11 protein-coding genes are annotated in these 15,367 nt (G+C 32.9%); 8 read left to right on the top strand and 3 right to left on the bottom strand.

What is annotated here, in order from left to right; all coding sequences use genetic code 11:
• The first annotated feature begins 277 nt into the window (after nucleotides 1–277).
• The 4 genes from ACWVCY_RS11510 to ACWVCY_RS11495 all read left to right on the top strand — a co-directional run bounded on the left by ACWVCY_RS11510 (nucleotide 278) and on the right by ACWVCY_RS11495 (nucleotide 6,082).
• Nucleotides 278–2,182, top strand: a complete 1,905-nt coding sequence (locus ACWVCY_RS11510; RefSeq protein ID WP_455142972.1) for a GNAT family N-acetyltransferase — start codon at nucleotides 278–280, stop codon at nucleotides 2,180–2,182.
• A 137-nt stretch (nucleotides 2,183–2,319) separates the two neighbouring features.
• Nucleotides 2,320–4,479 (top strand): acetate--CoA ligase family protein, encoded by a 2,160-nt coding sequence (locus tag ACWVCY_RS11505; RefSeq protein ID WP_455142971.1) that lies wholly within the window; start codon nucleotides 2,320–2,322, stop codon nucleotides 4,477–4,479.
• Nucleotides 4,480–5,523, top strand: coding sequence for a DRTGG domain-containing protein (locus tag ACWVCY_RS11500; RefSeq protein WP_455142970.1), 1,044 nt, complete (start codon nucleotides 4,480–4,482; stop codon nucleotides 5,521–5,523).
• A 28-nt stretch (nucleotides 5,524–5,551) separates the two neighbouring features.
• Nucleotides 5,552–6,082: a nitroreductase family protein gene (locus ACWVCY_RS11495; protein ID WP_455142969.1), complete on the top strand. Its 531-nt coding sequence runs from the start codon at nucleotides 5,552–5,554 to the stop codon at nucleotides 6,080–6,082.
• Between the two features lie 63 nt (nucleotides 6,083–6,145).
• On the opposite strand, the gene ACWVCY_RS11490 is transcribed toward ACWVCY_RS11495, so the two are convergent.
• From ACWVCY_RS11490 to ACWVCY_RS11480, 3 genes are all read right to left on the bottom strand, one after another.
• Nucleotides 6,146–7,141, bottom strand: a complete 996-nt coding sequence (locus ACWVCY_RS11490; protein ID WP_455142968.1) for a 2-hydroxyacid dehydrogenase — start codon at nucleotides 7,139–7,141, stop codon at nucleotides 6,146–6,148.
• A gap of 26 nt (nucleotides 7,142–7,167) precedes the next feature.
• A complete protein-coding gene (locus tag ACWVCY_RS11485) occupies nucleotides 7,168–8,196 on the bottom strand; it encodes a hypothetical protein (protein ID WP_455142967.1) in 1,029 nt (342 codons plus the stop codon).
• Between the two features lie 93 nt (nucleotides 8,197–8,289).
• Nucleotides 8,290–9,513 (bottom strand): reductive dehalogenase, encoded by a 1,224-nt coding sequence (locus ACWVCY_RS11480; protein ID WP_455142966.1) that lies wholly within the window; start codon nucleotides 9,511–9,513, stop codon nucleotides 8,290–8,292.
• 410 nt (nucleotides 9,514–9,923) lie between these two features.
• Between ACWVCY_RS11480 and ACWVCY_RS11475 the strand changes: the two genes are divergently transcribed.
• The 4 genes from ACWVCY_RS11475 to ACWVCY_RS11460 all read left to right on the top strand — a co-directional run.
• Nucleotides 9,924–10,982: a DNA double-strand break repair nuclease NurA gene (locus ACWVCY_RS11475; protein ID WP_455142965.1), complete on the top strand. Its 1,059-nt coding sequence runs from the start codon at nucleotides 9,924–9,926 to the stop codon at nucleotides 10,980–10,982.
• A gap of 21 nt (nucleotides 10,983–11,003) precedes the next feature.
• Nucleotides 11,004–12,608 carry an ATP-binding protein gene (locus ACWVCY_RS11470; RefSeq protein ID WP_455142964.1) on the top strand — a complete coding sequence of 535 codons (1,605 nt, stop codon included), beginning with the start codon at nucleotides 11,004–11,006 and terminating at the stop codon, nucleotides 12,606–12,608.
• A 15-nt stretch (nucleotides 12,609–12,623) separates the two neighbouring features.
• Nucleotides 12,624–13,862 carry a metallophosphoesterase family protein gene (locus ACWVCY_RS11465; RefSeq protein ID WP_455142963.1) on the top strand — a complete coding sequence of 413 codons (1,239 nt, stop codon included), beginning with the start codon at nucleotides 12,624–12,626 and terminating at the stop codon, nucleotides 13,860–13,862.
• Nucleotides 13,859–15,367 (top strand): hypothetical protein (locus ACWVCY_RS11460; protein WP_455142962.1); only part of this gene is annotated, 1,509 nt, incomplete at its 3' end. The genes ACWVCY_RS11465 and ACWVCY_RS11460, both read left to right, overlap by 4 nt.

Raw genomic sequence — 15,367 nt, 5'->3', positions numbered from 1 at the left:
CAAATCTGATTTTCTTTCCTAAATCTAATTAATGATTTCCTCATCACTTTTTTAGAGTTAGTATTTAAAATTGCTACAAAAGTAGAATGAAAGCGTAAAAAAAGTTAGATCCATTTGATATTTTGTTTAAAACCTTTATAAAATCAAGAATTGGATTCTCAAGTCATTGATAAACTTAAAACAGAAATTAATTGCAATGAATGATAGATGATCCTTATCGCATTACCCAAATTGTGTGTTGAATTCAGGATATTTTCGATTATAGAGGTAGTATTTAATGGAAGAATGTGTTTGTTCGAATTGTGACGAAATTAAAAAGAGATATCCCCAAAAATTCGCTCATCAAAATAAAATTTTTCAAAATATCCACCGAGGAGACCGAATATTCGTTCATACTGGATGTGCAGAACCTCAATATTTAATTTCAGCACTTATACAGTATATTGAAGGCCATCCGAAAGCATTCGTCGATGCTGAAGTTCTTTCGTGGTGGAATCTAGGTGTTGCACCATATGCTAATGAACGATACCAAATGCAATTCAGGCATAATTCTTTTTTTATAGCTGACCCAACCCGTCAAGCAGTAAATACGGGATTGGCTGATTATACTCCTATATTCCTTTCTAATACTCCCCGAGTATTTTATCAAGGTCTTGTTCCTATTGACGTTGCTTTAATTCAAGTATCACCTCCAGATATTCATGGATATGTTAATATTGGGGTCTCAGTTGATATTGTTATGGCAGCTGTGGAAAAAGCTAGTTTAGTTATAGCTCAAATAAACTCCAACGTTCCTCGTGTCCATGGAGATGGATTTATTCATATTGAGGATATTGATTTTCTAATTCATTATGATGAACCTCTTTTAGAATATTCCAAAATACCAATTAATGAAGAATCTTACACACAGACCGCATCAAAAATTGGAAACTATGTTTCTAGATTAATTCAGGATGGAGACACGATTCAAGTTGGGTATGGTTCTATCCCTGACGCAGTAATGGCCAATCTAACCGGTAAAAAAAATCTGGGAGTTCATACTGAACTTGTAAGTGATGGATTAGTAAAGTTGATGAGATTAGGAGTAATCGATAACAGTAAAAAGACAATAAATAGGGGAAAAGCAGTTGCTTCTTTTTGTATGGGAAGTAAGGAGACGTATGAGTTTATTAATGATAATCCTTCTATTGAGTTCAAGGTAATTGACTATACGAATAATCCTTTGGTTATTGCACGACATGATAATATGACTGCAATTAATAGCGCTCTACAAATTGATCTCACAGGCCAAGCTTCTGCTGAATCGATAGGTAAAACTTTTTATTCTGGTATCGGGGGACAAGCAGATTTTATGCGAGGTTCAGTCCTTGCTAAAGGTGGTAAAAGCATTTTAATATTACAATCCACTGCAGAAAATGGTACAGTATCTAGAATTGTTCCATTTTTAACTGAAGGAGCAGGTGTCACCTTAAATCGTGGTGATATTCATTATGTTGTGACTGAAAATGGAATTGCCTATCTCCATGGAAAAAATATTCGCGAACGAGCAATGCAGCTTATAAGTATTGCACACCCCCGGCATCGACCTTGGTTAATTAAAATAGCTAAGGAACATAATTTGATCTATCACGATCAAGCATTTATTCCAGGTAAGAAGGGTGAATATCCAGAGCATTTAGAAAACTGGCGAACTACTAGGAAAGGTCTTGAAATACTCTTAAGACCAGTTAAAATTAGCGATGAACCTTTACTAAAAGAATTTTTTTATGACTTATCAGATCAGTCTTTATACCGTCGTTTTATGTCAGTTCGAAAAGACATGCCGCATCAGCGTCTTCAAGAATTTTGTATTATTGATTTTAGTAAAGAATTGGTAATTGTGGCTTTGATCAAACAATCAGAGGCTAGAGAAGAGATAATCGGAGTAGCACAATATGGGATTGATGAATTTTCACATACAGCAGAAGCTGCATTTGTTGTAGAAGATCAATACCAAAATATGGGAGTAGGAACCGAACTTTTAAACTATTTGACATATTTAGCAAAAACGACTGGTTTATTAGGTTTTACTGCCGAGGTGCTTCTCGAAAACAAAGGGATGCTTAATTTATTTGAGAAAAAATTTCCTGATCTAGAAAAAAGGATCCTAGAGGGGGTTTATGAGTTAAAAATGAGATTTTGATAAGTAAAGCTCACCCAATAAAAATAAAAATATTGCTAAAAAATCTTTAATTCAAGCTTTTATTAAAAATTCACTCTATACTTTTGACTATGAACCATGTTGATTTAGAAAGCAGGAAGCTTTGGAGAAAAAGCACTGTGACTGAAAAAAAAGCGTTCTCATCACTGGAATATTTATTTAAACCCCGTTCTGTTGCAATTATTGGTGCATCTAATAATTCAAGCAAAATTGGTTTCAAAGTTGTCGATAATATCATAGCTTCTGGATATAAAGGAAATATATATCCTATAAATCCAAAAGGAGGAGAATTACTAGGCTTAAAGGTCTTCAAATCAATTGAAGATGTTGATGACAATATTGATCTTGCTACAATTTGTATTCCTGCAGATTATGTACTCGAAGGAATTCAATCATGTGCAGTAAAAAATACTAAATTCCTTTCAATTATTACTTCTGGCTTTTCAGAAATAGGAAAGCTCAAGGAAGAAGAAGAAATAGTAAACTATGCTCATCAACATGGTATGCGTGTGTTAGGTCCTAATATTTTTGGAATTTTTTCAGCAAAATGCCCTATTAACGCAACTTTTGGTAACAAATATATTGAGCAAGGATCGGTTGCGATTGTTACTCAAAGTGGAGCCTTAGGAATAGCCATGATAGGAAAAACTGATACAGAAGGAATTGGTCTTTCAGCTATTGTTTCAGTGGGTAATAAATCTGATCTAGATGAAGCGGATTTGATTGAATATTTAGTGGAAGATGAAGAGACAAAAGTAATAGTTCTATATATTGAAGGATTGAAGGAAGGAGAAAAATTAGTTAAAGTCCTTAGAAACGTAACTAGAAGAAAACCAGTTATAATAATAAAATCAGGAAGATCTAAGCGTGGAGCTATGGCTGCTGCATCTCATACTGGCTCTTTAGCTGGTGCTGATAACGTTTTTGAGGATGTGATAAGTAGACAAGTAGGAGGTTTGAGAGCATTAAGTGTTCAAGAGGCATTAAACTGGGCGAAGTTTATAGCTGTTCAGAAAGAATTACCTAAAGGAGAAAATGCAGTTATTGTAACGAATGGTGGTGGAATCGGTGTTCTTGCAACAGATGCCTGTGAATCATATAATGTTTCCCTTTATGATAATCGAGAGGTACTAAAAACAATATTTGATCCCGTAACTCCCTCTTTTGGATCAACAAAAAATCCAGTTGACATCACAGGTCAAGCATCAAGCGATTTTTATGAAAAAGCTATTCAAGCAGCTATTGATAGCCCTGATATTCATTCTATTATTTGTTTAGGGTGTGAAACTGGAATTTTTAATGCAAGCGAGTTAAATACGGTTGTACAAAATAAATATCTTAATATATTTCCTAAAAAACCTTTAGTATTTTCCTTTTTTGGGGGAGCAGACTTTGAAACTGGATTATTTACTTTAAAAGGAAAAGGGGTCCCAATTTATTCAGATGTTTATGAAGCAGTAAGTTGTCTAGGAGCGTATTACAAGCATTATAGAAATGTGATCTATGCTGAAGATCATGATATTGGTCATAAGGAGCCAATAATTGATATTGAAGAAATTCAAGTTGTTATTGATGAAGTTCGAAAAGATAATCGACATTTCTTATTGGTTCCCGAAGCAATGCGCGTAATGGAAGCTGCAGGGATACCAATCCCAAAGAGTTTTGTGTGTAAAGATCTAAAAGAAACTATTTATTATGCAGAGGAAGTTATAGGCTATCCTGTTGTATTAAAAATTGTTTCAAAGGATATTATTCACAAATCAGACGCTGGAGGAGTAGCTTTAAATTTAGAAAATCGAAATGAACTTATAGATGCTTATGAAGCAATTTTTAATTCTGCGTACAAATTTAAACCTGATGCAAAAATTACGGGAGTGGAAATTGTAAAAATGATCAAAAAGAAAGATGCTGTTGAAACAATTATTGGTGCACGAGTTGACAATACTTTTGGTCCTACTGTGATGTTTGGCCTTGGTGGTATTTATGTTGAGGTTTTAAAGGACGTCGCATTTCGTGCTGTTCCCTTAACGCGTTCTGAGGCATCTAATATGATTAAACAAATTCGATCCTATCCTCTTCTTCTTGGGGTAAGAGGTGAGGATCCCAAGGACATTGATGGTTGTGTAGAAGTAATTCTAAGATTAGCGAAGATCATTCAATTATGTTCTGACATTTCTGATATTGAAATCAATCCTGTCTTAGCATTTGCACAAAATAAAGGTGTTCTTGCCATAGACACCCGTATTCTATTAAAATCCCAATCCTCTGAGGTAAAATAAATGAAACGAATAGTTGTAGCTTCCACACATGCAGAAGCTGGTAAAACTAGCATGATTATTGGCTTAGCCAAAGCTTTATCTGGAAAAAAGAATATTGGATATATGAAACCATTTGGTGATCGGTTATTATACCAAAAAAAACGTTTATGGGATTATGATGCTGCTTTGGTCTCTAATATTCTAAATTTGCAGGAAAATCCAGAAAATATCTCAATAGGTTTTGCGCATAGCAAACTACGATTTATGTACGACGAACATTCCACAAGAGAAAAGTTAGAAGAAATTTGTATCCTTACAAGTCAAGAAAAAGATATTCTCTTTATTGAAGGAGGAAGGGATCTTGTTTATGGAAAATCAGTATATTTAGACCCTCTCACAGTAGCAGAAAACACTAATTCAAAATTATTATTAGTTCTAAGTGGACAAGATGACTTAATCATAGATGAAATAATGTTTCTGAGACAGTGTATCATAGCTGATGATTCTCTACTTCTTGGAGTTATTATTAATAAGGTCAAGGATATAAGTGAATTTAAAGATGTTCACATGGATAAATTTAAAGAATTAGGTGTAAATGTTTTAGGAATTATACCTTATAACGAAAAAATGACCCATTTTACAATTGATTATCTTTATCAAACATTATTCGCAAAAGTAATAGCTGGAGAAGGCGGATTACAAAATGTTGTTCATCATATCTTTGTTGGTGCAATGAGTGCAGCCCAAGTTGTAACCAAACCTCTTTGGAATTTAGAGAATAAGCTAATAATTACTCCTGGAGATCGAGTTGATATGATTTTAGCAGCTTTAGAATCTGATACTGCAGGAATAGTGCTTACTAATAATTTACTCCCTGAGGATCCAGTCATTCATTCCAAAGCTGATTCTAAAAATATACCTATTTTACTAGTTACTAAAGATACATTTGCTACTGCTAAACAGATAGATGACATGGAAATTTTATTCACCAAAGATGAAACCGAGAAAATAAATATTCTTCAAAAATTAGCAGAAGAGTTTATTGATTTAAATACCTTCATGTGAGTAAATTTTTTAACATAGGTCGAGAAAAATGGATATTCTAGCCTTAATTAAAAATCGAAGGTCAATTAGACATTTTAAAAACGATGAAATACCAAAAGAGGATGTAGAAAAACTTTTAGAAGCAGCACAATGGGCCCCTTCTGCAGGAAATCGTCAACCTGTTGAGATAATTATCGTACAGTCACAAAAGCAAAAAGAAAAGCTCGTAGCGAATGCATTAGACCAAAAGTTTATCCAAGAAGCTCCACTAGTTTTGATCGTTTGTGCAGATCTTAAACGTTCAAGTGCTCGATATGGAGAAAGGGGATCAACTTTATACGCTATTCAGGATGCTGCTGCTGCTACACAAAATATTCTTCTTACTGCAACTGCCATGGGTTATGGAAGTGTTTGGGTAGGTGCCTTTCGTGAATCAGATGTAATAGAAACCCTTGAATTACCCTCAAACGTTCGGCCTCTTGCAATTATTCCGATTGGAAAATCTGATAAAACACCTTCAGGGCCAGGAAGAAGACCTATTGAAGAATTTGTGCATCAGGAGAAGTATCATAGGAACTAAACATATACGAATTATTCGGGGAGACAGTACATTTATATTCTTGTCAGGAGTTAGAGGATTAATCTAATATCCTAGATCCAAATCAAGTTGATTTAGGGGTTCTAATCCTTGATGAATCCTTAAAAGATTTTTTATAATATCTTCAGAAAAAATAATTTCTCTTTCTGAAACCTTGAAAGCAGCATGTGGAGTCATAAGAATATTATCAAGATCCTGGAACGCAAAGTTTTGAAATATTCCAGTTATTCTATCTCTTGAGTGAGGATAATTATACCACGTATCTATTCCTGCAACAAAACTTTTTTGTTTTAATAGCATGAAAAGTGCTTTCTCATCAATTATAGGTCCACGGGAGATATTCACTAAGATCCCAGTTTTTTTTATTAATTTCAGCTCTTTTTCTCCTAATAGACCTCGAGTCTCATTTGTTAGGGGCAATGAAACTAAAATCAAATCTGATTCACGAAGGAGTTTAGAAAGATCATTAATGGTACCAAGAAAGTCACAAAGTTCCTCTGGATCAGAATTCTCTTCTAAACTCCGTTTAATTGCATAAATGGTACAATTAAATCCTCGTTTCATTATTCTTGCAACACGTTTTCCAATAGATCCATAACCAATGACTCCAAGGATTTTTTGATTAATCCAAACTCCATCACTCTCATCATAGCGGGAACCCCAATCTCCAATCCGCATTTTTCTATCAGAATATACGATTCGTTTAGCAGCTGCTAGGAATAGAGCCACCGCATGTTCTGCAATTGCTAGAGAATTAGAATGAGAATTCGATACTGTAATATTAGGAAATTCTTTTAAAAGGTTAAAATCTAAAGATTCAACTCCAGTCCAAGGTACTTGAATATGAGAAAGCTTTTTAGCTTTTTCTAAGGTCTCTCTATTAATTTTGTAAGCAACTAAAATGTTTAAATCTGGAAGAATTTCTTCTAGAGTTGGTTCATCCAATTCATAGCGAAAATAAAGATGAAACTCTGGAGGAAGATTTCTTTTATAGACACCTTGCATTTCATTTGAAAGGCGTACATCAAACAGTACATTCATTTTCTCAACTCAGATTCGCGCTATACTTAAAGAGTAGGATGCATAATCCCCTCATCTAGCTTGTAATCCCGTATAATCCCTGCGTTTATAGCATTCTTAACAAAATCCAAAATGAAATTATAAGGATAACCAGTAGAAAATGCAATTTGATTTAAATTGATCTGTTCTTTGGCATTAACACCCTCAATAATCTGAGAGATGAGTTTTTGACGCTTAGGAGCTTGGAAATTTTCAAAAAAATCATTAAGTTCTCCAAAATTTACTTCCTGTGAAAGATGATAACGCACTGTTTGGGAAGCTAGGGATTCAGTAGCAAGCCCTTGTTTAGATAAAATAGTTTGAATTAATATTGAATCTGAGATGATTTCAGTTTTAAATAAGCTACCTTTATGTAGATCTCGTTTATAATCATTTATAACATTGAGAGCTTTATTTTTAGCTCCTGGAGTAACTTTTTCACGTAAGAGAACTGTTATTTGTTTTGCAGAGTGATCAACTAGAATTATTGGAGCATTTAAGGGAACCATTGTCAAATCAAGGAAAGATTGCATAAATCCATCATTATCAATATAATATCGCTCTATTCCTGTATCTATATTACTCAATTGTTCGTCAATTTTATACCAAATACTTTCATTGCGGATGTCTTCATCAGTAATAATTCGATTTGTTCTTATAACGCGTTGAATAATTCTTTTAATTACTCCAATATATTGAATTGAGGTGTCAGTTCGAGTTATTACCCAAAACACAATTAGCCTTCCAAATCGCTGAATACGTGAATCTATTGAATCTACTGCCTTAAGTGAAAAAATGAATCCTAAACTAAAGAAACCAGGACGCGGGGTCGGTATAGGACCATAACTTCGTATTTCTCCATATTCTAGTGGAATATCTGAACCAATAACAGTTAAGGATCTTAAAGCCATATTAAATGCTTCATCATCTGTTAAAGATGAAGAATTATAAAGATTTACTGGCCCTTGATCTTCAAAAATCGATATAACTACTCCTTCTGTTATTCCTTTTCGACGATCATCTCTTCTATGAATCATTCCTTATCTAACACACTCTATAATAGCTATCCAAAAAATATTTCTTAAGAAGATATTCATTTGTAATTGATCTTTAAAGTCTGTTTGATCATTTTAAGACATTTTCTTACCTAAATACATTTTTGAATTCCAAAAATTTTCTGGATTTTTTTTCTTACCATAACGCCACATTGGAAATTTAGACATTAGATCATCCATCAAAACCATAACAGGATCCAAGAATTGAAAATTTTTAATAATAAACCTGGCAAGATCATGTGCAAACCCAGAGGGTTTTGTAAAAGGACAAACACGTATACAATTTGAACAATCAGACGTGTTCTTTACCCAGTATTCATAACAAGATTCTGCATTCACATACCATTTATAAGTACCCCCTGAATTATTTGAAGGTATTTTCCAAGGACTTTCCCAAGTAGGATTTCGGTCATATGGAATACTTTGAGACGGACAAAATTTAGCACATTTCTTGCAGACTCTACAAAAATTAGATACTCCCATATTAATGGGACTATCGAGGTCCAAAGGAAAATCTGTAAAAACTTTACAAATCCGAACTCTCTGTCCAAATTTTGGGGTTATTAATAACCCATTCCTCCCAAATTGACCTAAACCAGCTTGAACTGCTAACGGAACAGATAACGCTGTATCATTACCTGAAGGAATGGCTTTATACCCAAGATCACGTAAAAATTGCGCCATACAAGCAATTAAAAATGCCATCCGTGAATATCCATTTCCTGTTGTAATACTAGCAGGCAAAGTGGGTGATGATCCAATTGCTTCATAATCCATTTCTATTAACATTACAATAGCACGATTGACTCCTTCAGGTAACTGGATAGGAGTTCCCTGGGAATCATGAGAGTATATAAATATAAATTCTGGATCTATTTCAGTGATACCTACTCCACATGCTCCATATATCTGTGCTACCCGTTTAATCGCTTTTGTATTTATTTTTCTATCAATATTTTTCATTTTAGGAAGACTAGAAACTAATTGAGTTGGACTTGGGGTACTTGATTTTTCAACACCAGTCCAATCAAATGCACCATGAAAATGATCATATATGGTCCAAGAAGCTGTTTGTGCTGCATAACCTATTCGGCTATATCCTTTAGTCCCTACTCGCTGGATTGCTTTCTCATTTATCCCTCTATGAAACATTCGAAAATTTTCATCAAATGCAACCCGAGAAAAAACCGTATATTCCTGTGAAAAACGTTTATAATCCTCTTTATCAATCGCAAAGGGAATTTTACCCTGTAAAAAATCTTTTTTTAGGCAATTCCTTAAGTTATCTATATCCATCATGATCTAAGACTAGATTTTCTAGACATCAATAAAATGATTGTGCTCTGGATCACAAGAAGCAACTGAAATACTAAAGAGATATAGAAATAATAAACGAATAATTATTAAATTGAGTTGAAAAGAGAAGAAAAATCGTATTAACTAGAGATATGATCTTAATTGATATATTTATCTCAATAGATTCTAACTGATTTATTTTATTCAATTATTATTTATCACAAATGATAAGAAAATATGATCCTCCAATTAGAGAATTCTTCTTTACGTTTTTCAATCAAAATCGTTTTTTTATTTTTAGAATCGTCTTACTTAAAGATTAAAAGCTCATAGTTTTTATTCTCTAAATAAATCCTTAAGTTTCAGGTGAGATTGTTATTTGTCGCTATTTATTGGGTTAGGAGTAGATTTAAGTGAAAAAAACATTTGAACAATATCTCAATCAGATTCAAAAGGTTCAAAAAAGATCTAATTTCAAAATTGAGAAATCTACATATCCAGAACCCCAAGAATTTGATTACATGGATCCTCCACCTTCCATGGTTGCAATTGATGGATCTAATAGATGGATTTGGATTGATCATGACTTAAATATACGAATTGCAATTATTAGAACCGTAGCTGTAAAGTATAAGTATCAAGATACCCTTGATCAACCCTTACAACTATTGAATCAAGAATGTCTTGATTCTGCTGTTCTAATTTCTCCAGATAATTTGGATATTTATAATTATGATCCTGATTTAAAAAATTTATTTACAGATATTAAAAGTTTATTAGTAGGTAGATCAGGACGACCTCCAAAACCTCAAAATATACTTTCGCTTATTAGATCCTTGAGGGAATTTGAAACAGCATTCGATGTCGTGAAAAAAAATGTTGATTCCTTAATTGTGATTGATGGAGCTCTTACTTATGTTCCCATTAAACAGTTTGAAGGAATAATGTATAGTTTGAGAGAAGTTTGTAAACAGAATAATAATACCCTAGTAGGAATATCGAAGCGTAATATTACACGTAGGTTTAAACAGGATATCACAGATGAAGCTGTTTTTCATACTCGAACTAAAAATTTTAAATCAATGAGTTTTGTTGAAATACCACCTGTTCCAGTTCAAGATCCCAAATTTCCAACTGTTGGAAAAACATTTTTAGTGAAACTTCATGAAAAACCTGTTAAGAACTTTCGTGTTGATATAGATGTTCTTGAGTCAAATAATATAAGTAAAATTTTATCTCACCTAGCTTATTATTCAAAAGTTGCCACTATTCCAGGCTATCCTTTCCCCTTGGTAGATGCACATAATATAGCGGTTCTATTAAGACGAATTCCAGACATGTACAATCATGAACTTATAGAAGAAGGACTAAAACTTGGCATAAATGAAGATATTATTCTTAAACATCTAATAACAAATGAAAGGATGGAGTTGGATCCATTCCATCGTCATCTGGATGAAATCACACGATAATTTAGAAAGGAGAAAATATCAATGATAGAAAGATCAGAAAATGAAGAAAAGTCTTCAGATGCATTAGGAGAAGTAATTTCTGGGGCTGTTAGTACCTCAATCGAATTAAAACTAAAAACTGAAAGTGAGGAAGTAAAAATTGGTTTTCCAGTCATTGTTGAGGGTCAAAAGTATGATTTCTTCTGTATTATTTCCGATATTCTTTTCCCAACTAGTAATGCTGTTACTATGCTTGCAAACGCAGATAAACTTAGAAATACAATTCCAATGACCAGTATTGATACTGCTAGAGGAAGAGTATTTTATAGTATAGCAGAGCTTCAGTGTGTTCAAATGGTCGATAAATTAAATAAAAAAACATCCCAATTCGAGACTCTTCCCCCATATTTCTCTCCAGGAAGGTTAGCCAACAAAGAAGATGTAGAATTAGTTTATCAAGCAGAAAAAGAAGAACAATCTGAAACAATTGGTACCTTACGTGGTGTAGAAGGATTTGAGATTCCAATTGATTTTAAAAAGCTCATAGAAGTTCCTTTTGGAATATTTGGTAGAACTCACTCTGGAAAAACCTTTTTGAATAAAATAATTCTTGGTAATATATTAAATCTTAATCTAGCACAAATTTTTGTATTCGATATGCAATCAGAATATGGATGGCGTTCTCGCGCCGATTCTTCCCCTGGACTTAAATTCTTTTTTGAAAATAAAGTTACTTTGTTAGGACTAGACCCCTCTACAAGCAAACAACTTGATGAAGAGTTGTTTATTGGAGAAAATGAAATAACACCCCAAGATCTTATTGTTGCATTTCAGGATTTATCCCCAGGAATGATTGATGCAATATATGAAATTGAGAGAAATAAGGGAGACCTAACTTTAATAGAAGCTATTAAAATGGCTGTTGATCAGAATTCAGACACCTTGGCACCCAGAACAACACGTAATACTCTCAATGCATTAGGTAGACGTATTTCCAGACTCGAAAGACTTGATTTTGTAGTAGAACCAGGAAAAGGAACTTTGAATAATGTCTTATTATATCTCAAAAAAGGACAGAGTATAGTCATTGACTTTGGTAAATATGGAGCAGACTTTTTTGCTTATGTTTTTGTTGCTAATATCCTTTCAAGACGATTATATCGTTCTTATAGTGAAATGAAGGATATGACTGAATATCCGCACTTAGTTGTATTATTAGAAGAAGCCCATAAATTTTTAGACCCATCAGTAGCAAAAGAAACTATTTTTGATCGGTTAGCAAGAGAAATGAGAAAATTCAAATTAGTGCTAGCTATGGTTGATCAAAGACCCTCAAGGATTGATTCTGAAATTTTGTCACAATTGGCAAATCGATTTATCCTTTCTCTTACTGACCCAAAAGATATTATAGGAGCACTTTCAGGACCAGTTGATCCTACCTCATGGAGAGCGATTGTAAAAGCAATGCCACCTAGAACTGTATTGATGTTTGGAGATGCAATAAAAGCACCAACAGCAATGGATATATTGCTCTATAATGAACAGACGATGACTAAAAAATGGAATATAAAATATGCTGGTAGCCGATTACGAGAAAGCTTAGCAAAAAAGTCAGATGAGGATATGGATAACATCTTTAAACCATGAATAAGAGGAAACTCTATGGCAAAAATTCTTTTTGTTTCTGATGTCCATTTAGGCATTAGATATCCTTATCATATCGATTTAAGGACAGGAATCAGTCAACGTACAATGGATTTTGTGATAGCTCTTAAACGTGTTGTAATTTATGCAATTGATAATGGAATTGATATTTTTGTTATATGTGGGGATCTATTTGATCGTGTATCGATTGGTCCAACTCTACTTCGTATAGTTCGAGAACTAATTTGGCAACCTTTAATCCAAAGTGATATTCCTGTCATTGTTATTGGGGGAAATCATGATACACCACAAATTCTTGAGAAAGGAACACCATTTGGCGAGCTAACCCTTATTCCAAATTGGATCACGGTGCGGATTCCTCAAGTTCATAAAATAAAAATAAAAAGTAATAGTGAAGAGATAGGATTTATTCTTCTACCATATATGACTGCAACACAGGCTATTGATTATGTAGAAAAAGAATTGGGAGAGGAAATTCCGAAAGAAGACCAGTTGATACAGAGTCAGATATTATTCAGTGAATGGATCGATCATCAAGCAGACAAACTAGAGACTAGAATTAAGATCATTGTGGGCCATTCTTATTTTCAGGGTTCTAAAATTGGAATTATTCCCTATCCAGATTTATTACCACATGAATTTCAGTTTAATAAAGAAATTATTCCTCTAAATAAGGTAGATCTTGTAGTCTTTGGCCATATCCATACACATCAAGTCCTCTATGATGGAAAAGTTCTCATTCCAGGATCACTCGAAAGAGTTGATTATGGTGAAATAGGAGAAGATAAAGGGTTTTACATATTCGACACTCTAACTACATCTTTGAATTTCATTCCTAATAATGCTAGGAAACTGTTAAAACTAGTAGTAGAGGTTCCTATAAACGAAAAAGATCCTACAAAATATATTATAGCAAAATTTTTAGAAAAAACAGAGCTTAATGAAAGTATCTTTCGCCTAGAGATAGTTATTTCGTCTCACCTTCAAAAAAAGGTTCGATTAAAGGAAATTAAAGAAAAAATCCAAGAAAAAACCTTCCATTATGAGATATATTGGCATACTCAAGAAGAGTATCAATATCCAGTTATTCTTTCAGAATTTATCCTAGAACCTAGAGCATTATTTCTAGATTATATCGCTGAGAAATATGAAAAATATCCCTATTTCAAAGATTTACGCGAGAAAGGTCTCAAGATATTGGAAGAAGCTCTATCAAAGGTGGAGGAAACTAATTGACAACTCAAGTACGTCCTGGAGAAGGATTTGAACTTCTTTCCTTAAAATTAAAAAAATTTATGAATTATAAAAAAACTGCCACTTTTAATTTTAATACTCCATATGTTGTGGTCACAGGGTCAACTGGAACGGGAAAAACAACAATATTGGACGCATTAACGTTCGCTTTATACGGAAGAAGTTCACGATTAGACATCCCAGCTACTAAAATTGAAGATATATGCAAAAAAGGAGGGAGAGTTAGATGTGAATTTCGAACAGGACATAACTTAATCCAAGTAGAACGAGGAAGAGATAATAGAGGTAAAAGCTATTTACAATTGTGGATCAACAAAAAGAGATATCCAGGAACAATTATTGAACTTAATGAAAAACTTTGTTCTACAATTCTAGGAATGAACTATCAAGCTTTCATTAATTCTACAATTATTAGACAAGAAGAAATGAAATCTCTGGGTTCTAAATCACCAGCAAATCGAATGAAAACTTTACAAAATTTATTTCGCCTTAATATATTTGAAAAAGCTGTAGAATTATCGAATCAAGAGTTAAATTTAGTTATTCAAGAGAAAAGGCATTTAGAAGGTATCCTTCAGTCTAAAGAAGAAGAATTTTCTCGTTATGGTGAAATTAAGAAACAGCTTCAGGATATTGGTCCTCAACGGAAAGAACTTGAAAAAAAAATCAAAGATGCTATTAATATTCTTAATGAGCTTGAGTTAGAAGAAGAAGATATGAAAAAGAAGAATGAAAAATATCAAATAGCAATCGAAAGAAAAAATGAAGCCCAAAACGAAATAGAAAGAGTACATATTGAGAGAGATAAGGCTGAAAAAAAATTAATGAATTTTAAAAAGGTAGAAAAAAACTATCATGAATTAGAAAAACAATTACTAGAATTTCAAGACATTGAGGATAATATAAAGACTCTCAAGCACCAGAGAGATCAACATAAATTAGTTCAAAATCATATTCATCAGTTGAATCGGGATCTTGAGAATCAAATTAAAACAATAGATGAGGATTTAAAACAGAAAAAATCAAGAATATCATCTCAAAAAGAGCGTATAGATAATCTCAAAGAGACTGTCGATCATCTAGAGGCATTTGCAATTTTAAATCAAGAGGGAAGATTACTTGAAAGAATTGATCGTATTTCGCTTGAAAAAACATGGAAATTAGAGGATTCATTAATATTAAAATTAGATGAAGAACAAGAGAAGTCTAGATCTAGTTTAAATTCAACTTTAAAAGAAAAAGATAAAATTTCAAAGGATTCATTTGTATTAAGCGAAATCAAGCAAAATATAATTGAACTAGAGAAAGAATTTTCTAATATCAAAGAAAGAAAAATAACTCTAATGAAAGAAAAAGAATTTATAATTAATAAGGAAAAGAAAGAACTAGAGCATATCGGATTTTCAGAAAAGAAATTAAATTTATTAAAGGATTTAATCGAGAAGCAGAATACACAAGAGAAAATCCGATATGCTCTAGTTCTTTCT

This window comes from Candidatus Hodarchaeum mangrovi (genome assembly GCF_975850365.1).
Note: the sequence above shows the minus strand (reverse complement) of the source record. Positions and strands in the feature narration are given on the sequence as shown.

Coding starts and splice junctions, on each gene's coding strand:
- ACWVCY_RS11510 (WP_455142972.1), top strand. CDS start 278: ATGGAAGAATGTGTTTGTTCGAATTGTGACGAAATTAAAAAGAGATAT.
- ACWVCY_RS11485 (WP_455142967.1), bottom strand. CDS start 8,196: ATGATTCATAGAAGAGATGATCGTCGAAAAGGAATAACAGAAGGAGTA.
- ACWVCY_RS11480 (WP_455142966.1), bottom strand. CDS start 9,513: ATGATGGATATAGATAACTTAAGGAATTGCCTAAAAAAAGATTTTTTA.
- ACWVCY_RS11465 (WP_455142963.1), top strand. CDS start 12,624: ATGGCAAAAATTCTTTTTGTTTCTGATGTCCATTTAGGCATTAGATAT.
- ACWVCY_RS11490 (WP_455142968.1), bottom strand. CDS start 7,141: ATGAATGTACTGTTTGATGTACGCCTTTCAAATGAAATGCAAGGTGTC.
- ACWVCY_RS11500 (WP_455142970.1), top strand. CDS start 4,480: ATGAAACGAATAGTTGTAGCTTCCACACATGCAGAAGCTGGTAAAACT.
- ACWVCY_RS11495 (WP_455142969.1), top strand. CDS start 5,552: ATGGATATTCTAGCCTTAATTAAAAATCGAAGGTCAATTAGACATTTT.
- ACWVCY_RS11470 (WP_455142964.1), top strand. CDS start 11,004: ATGATAGAAAGATCAGAAAATGAAGAAAAGTCTTCAGATGCATTAGGA.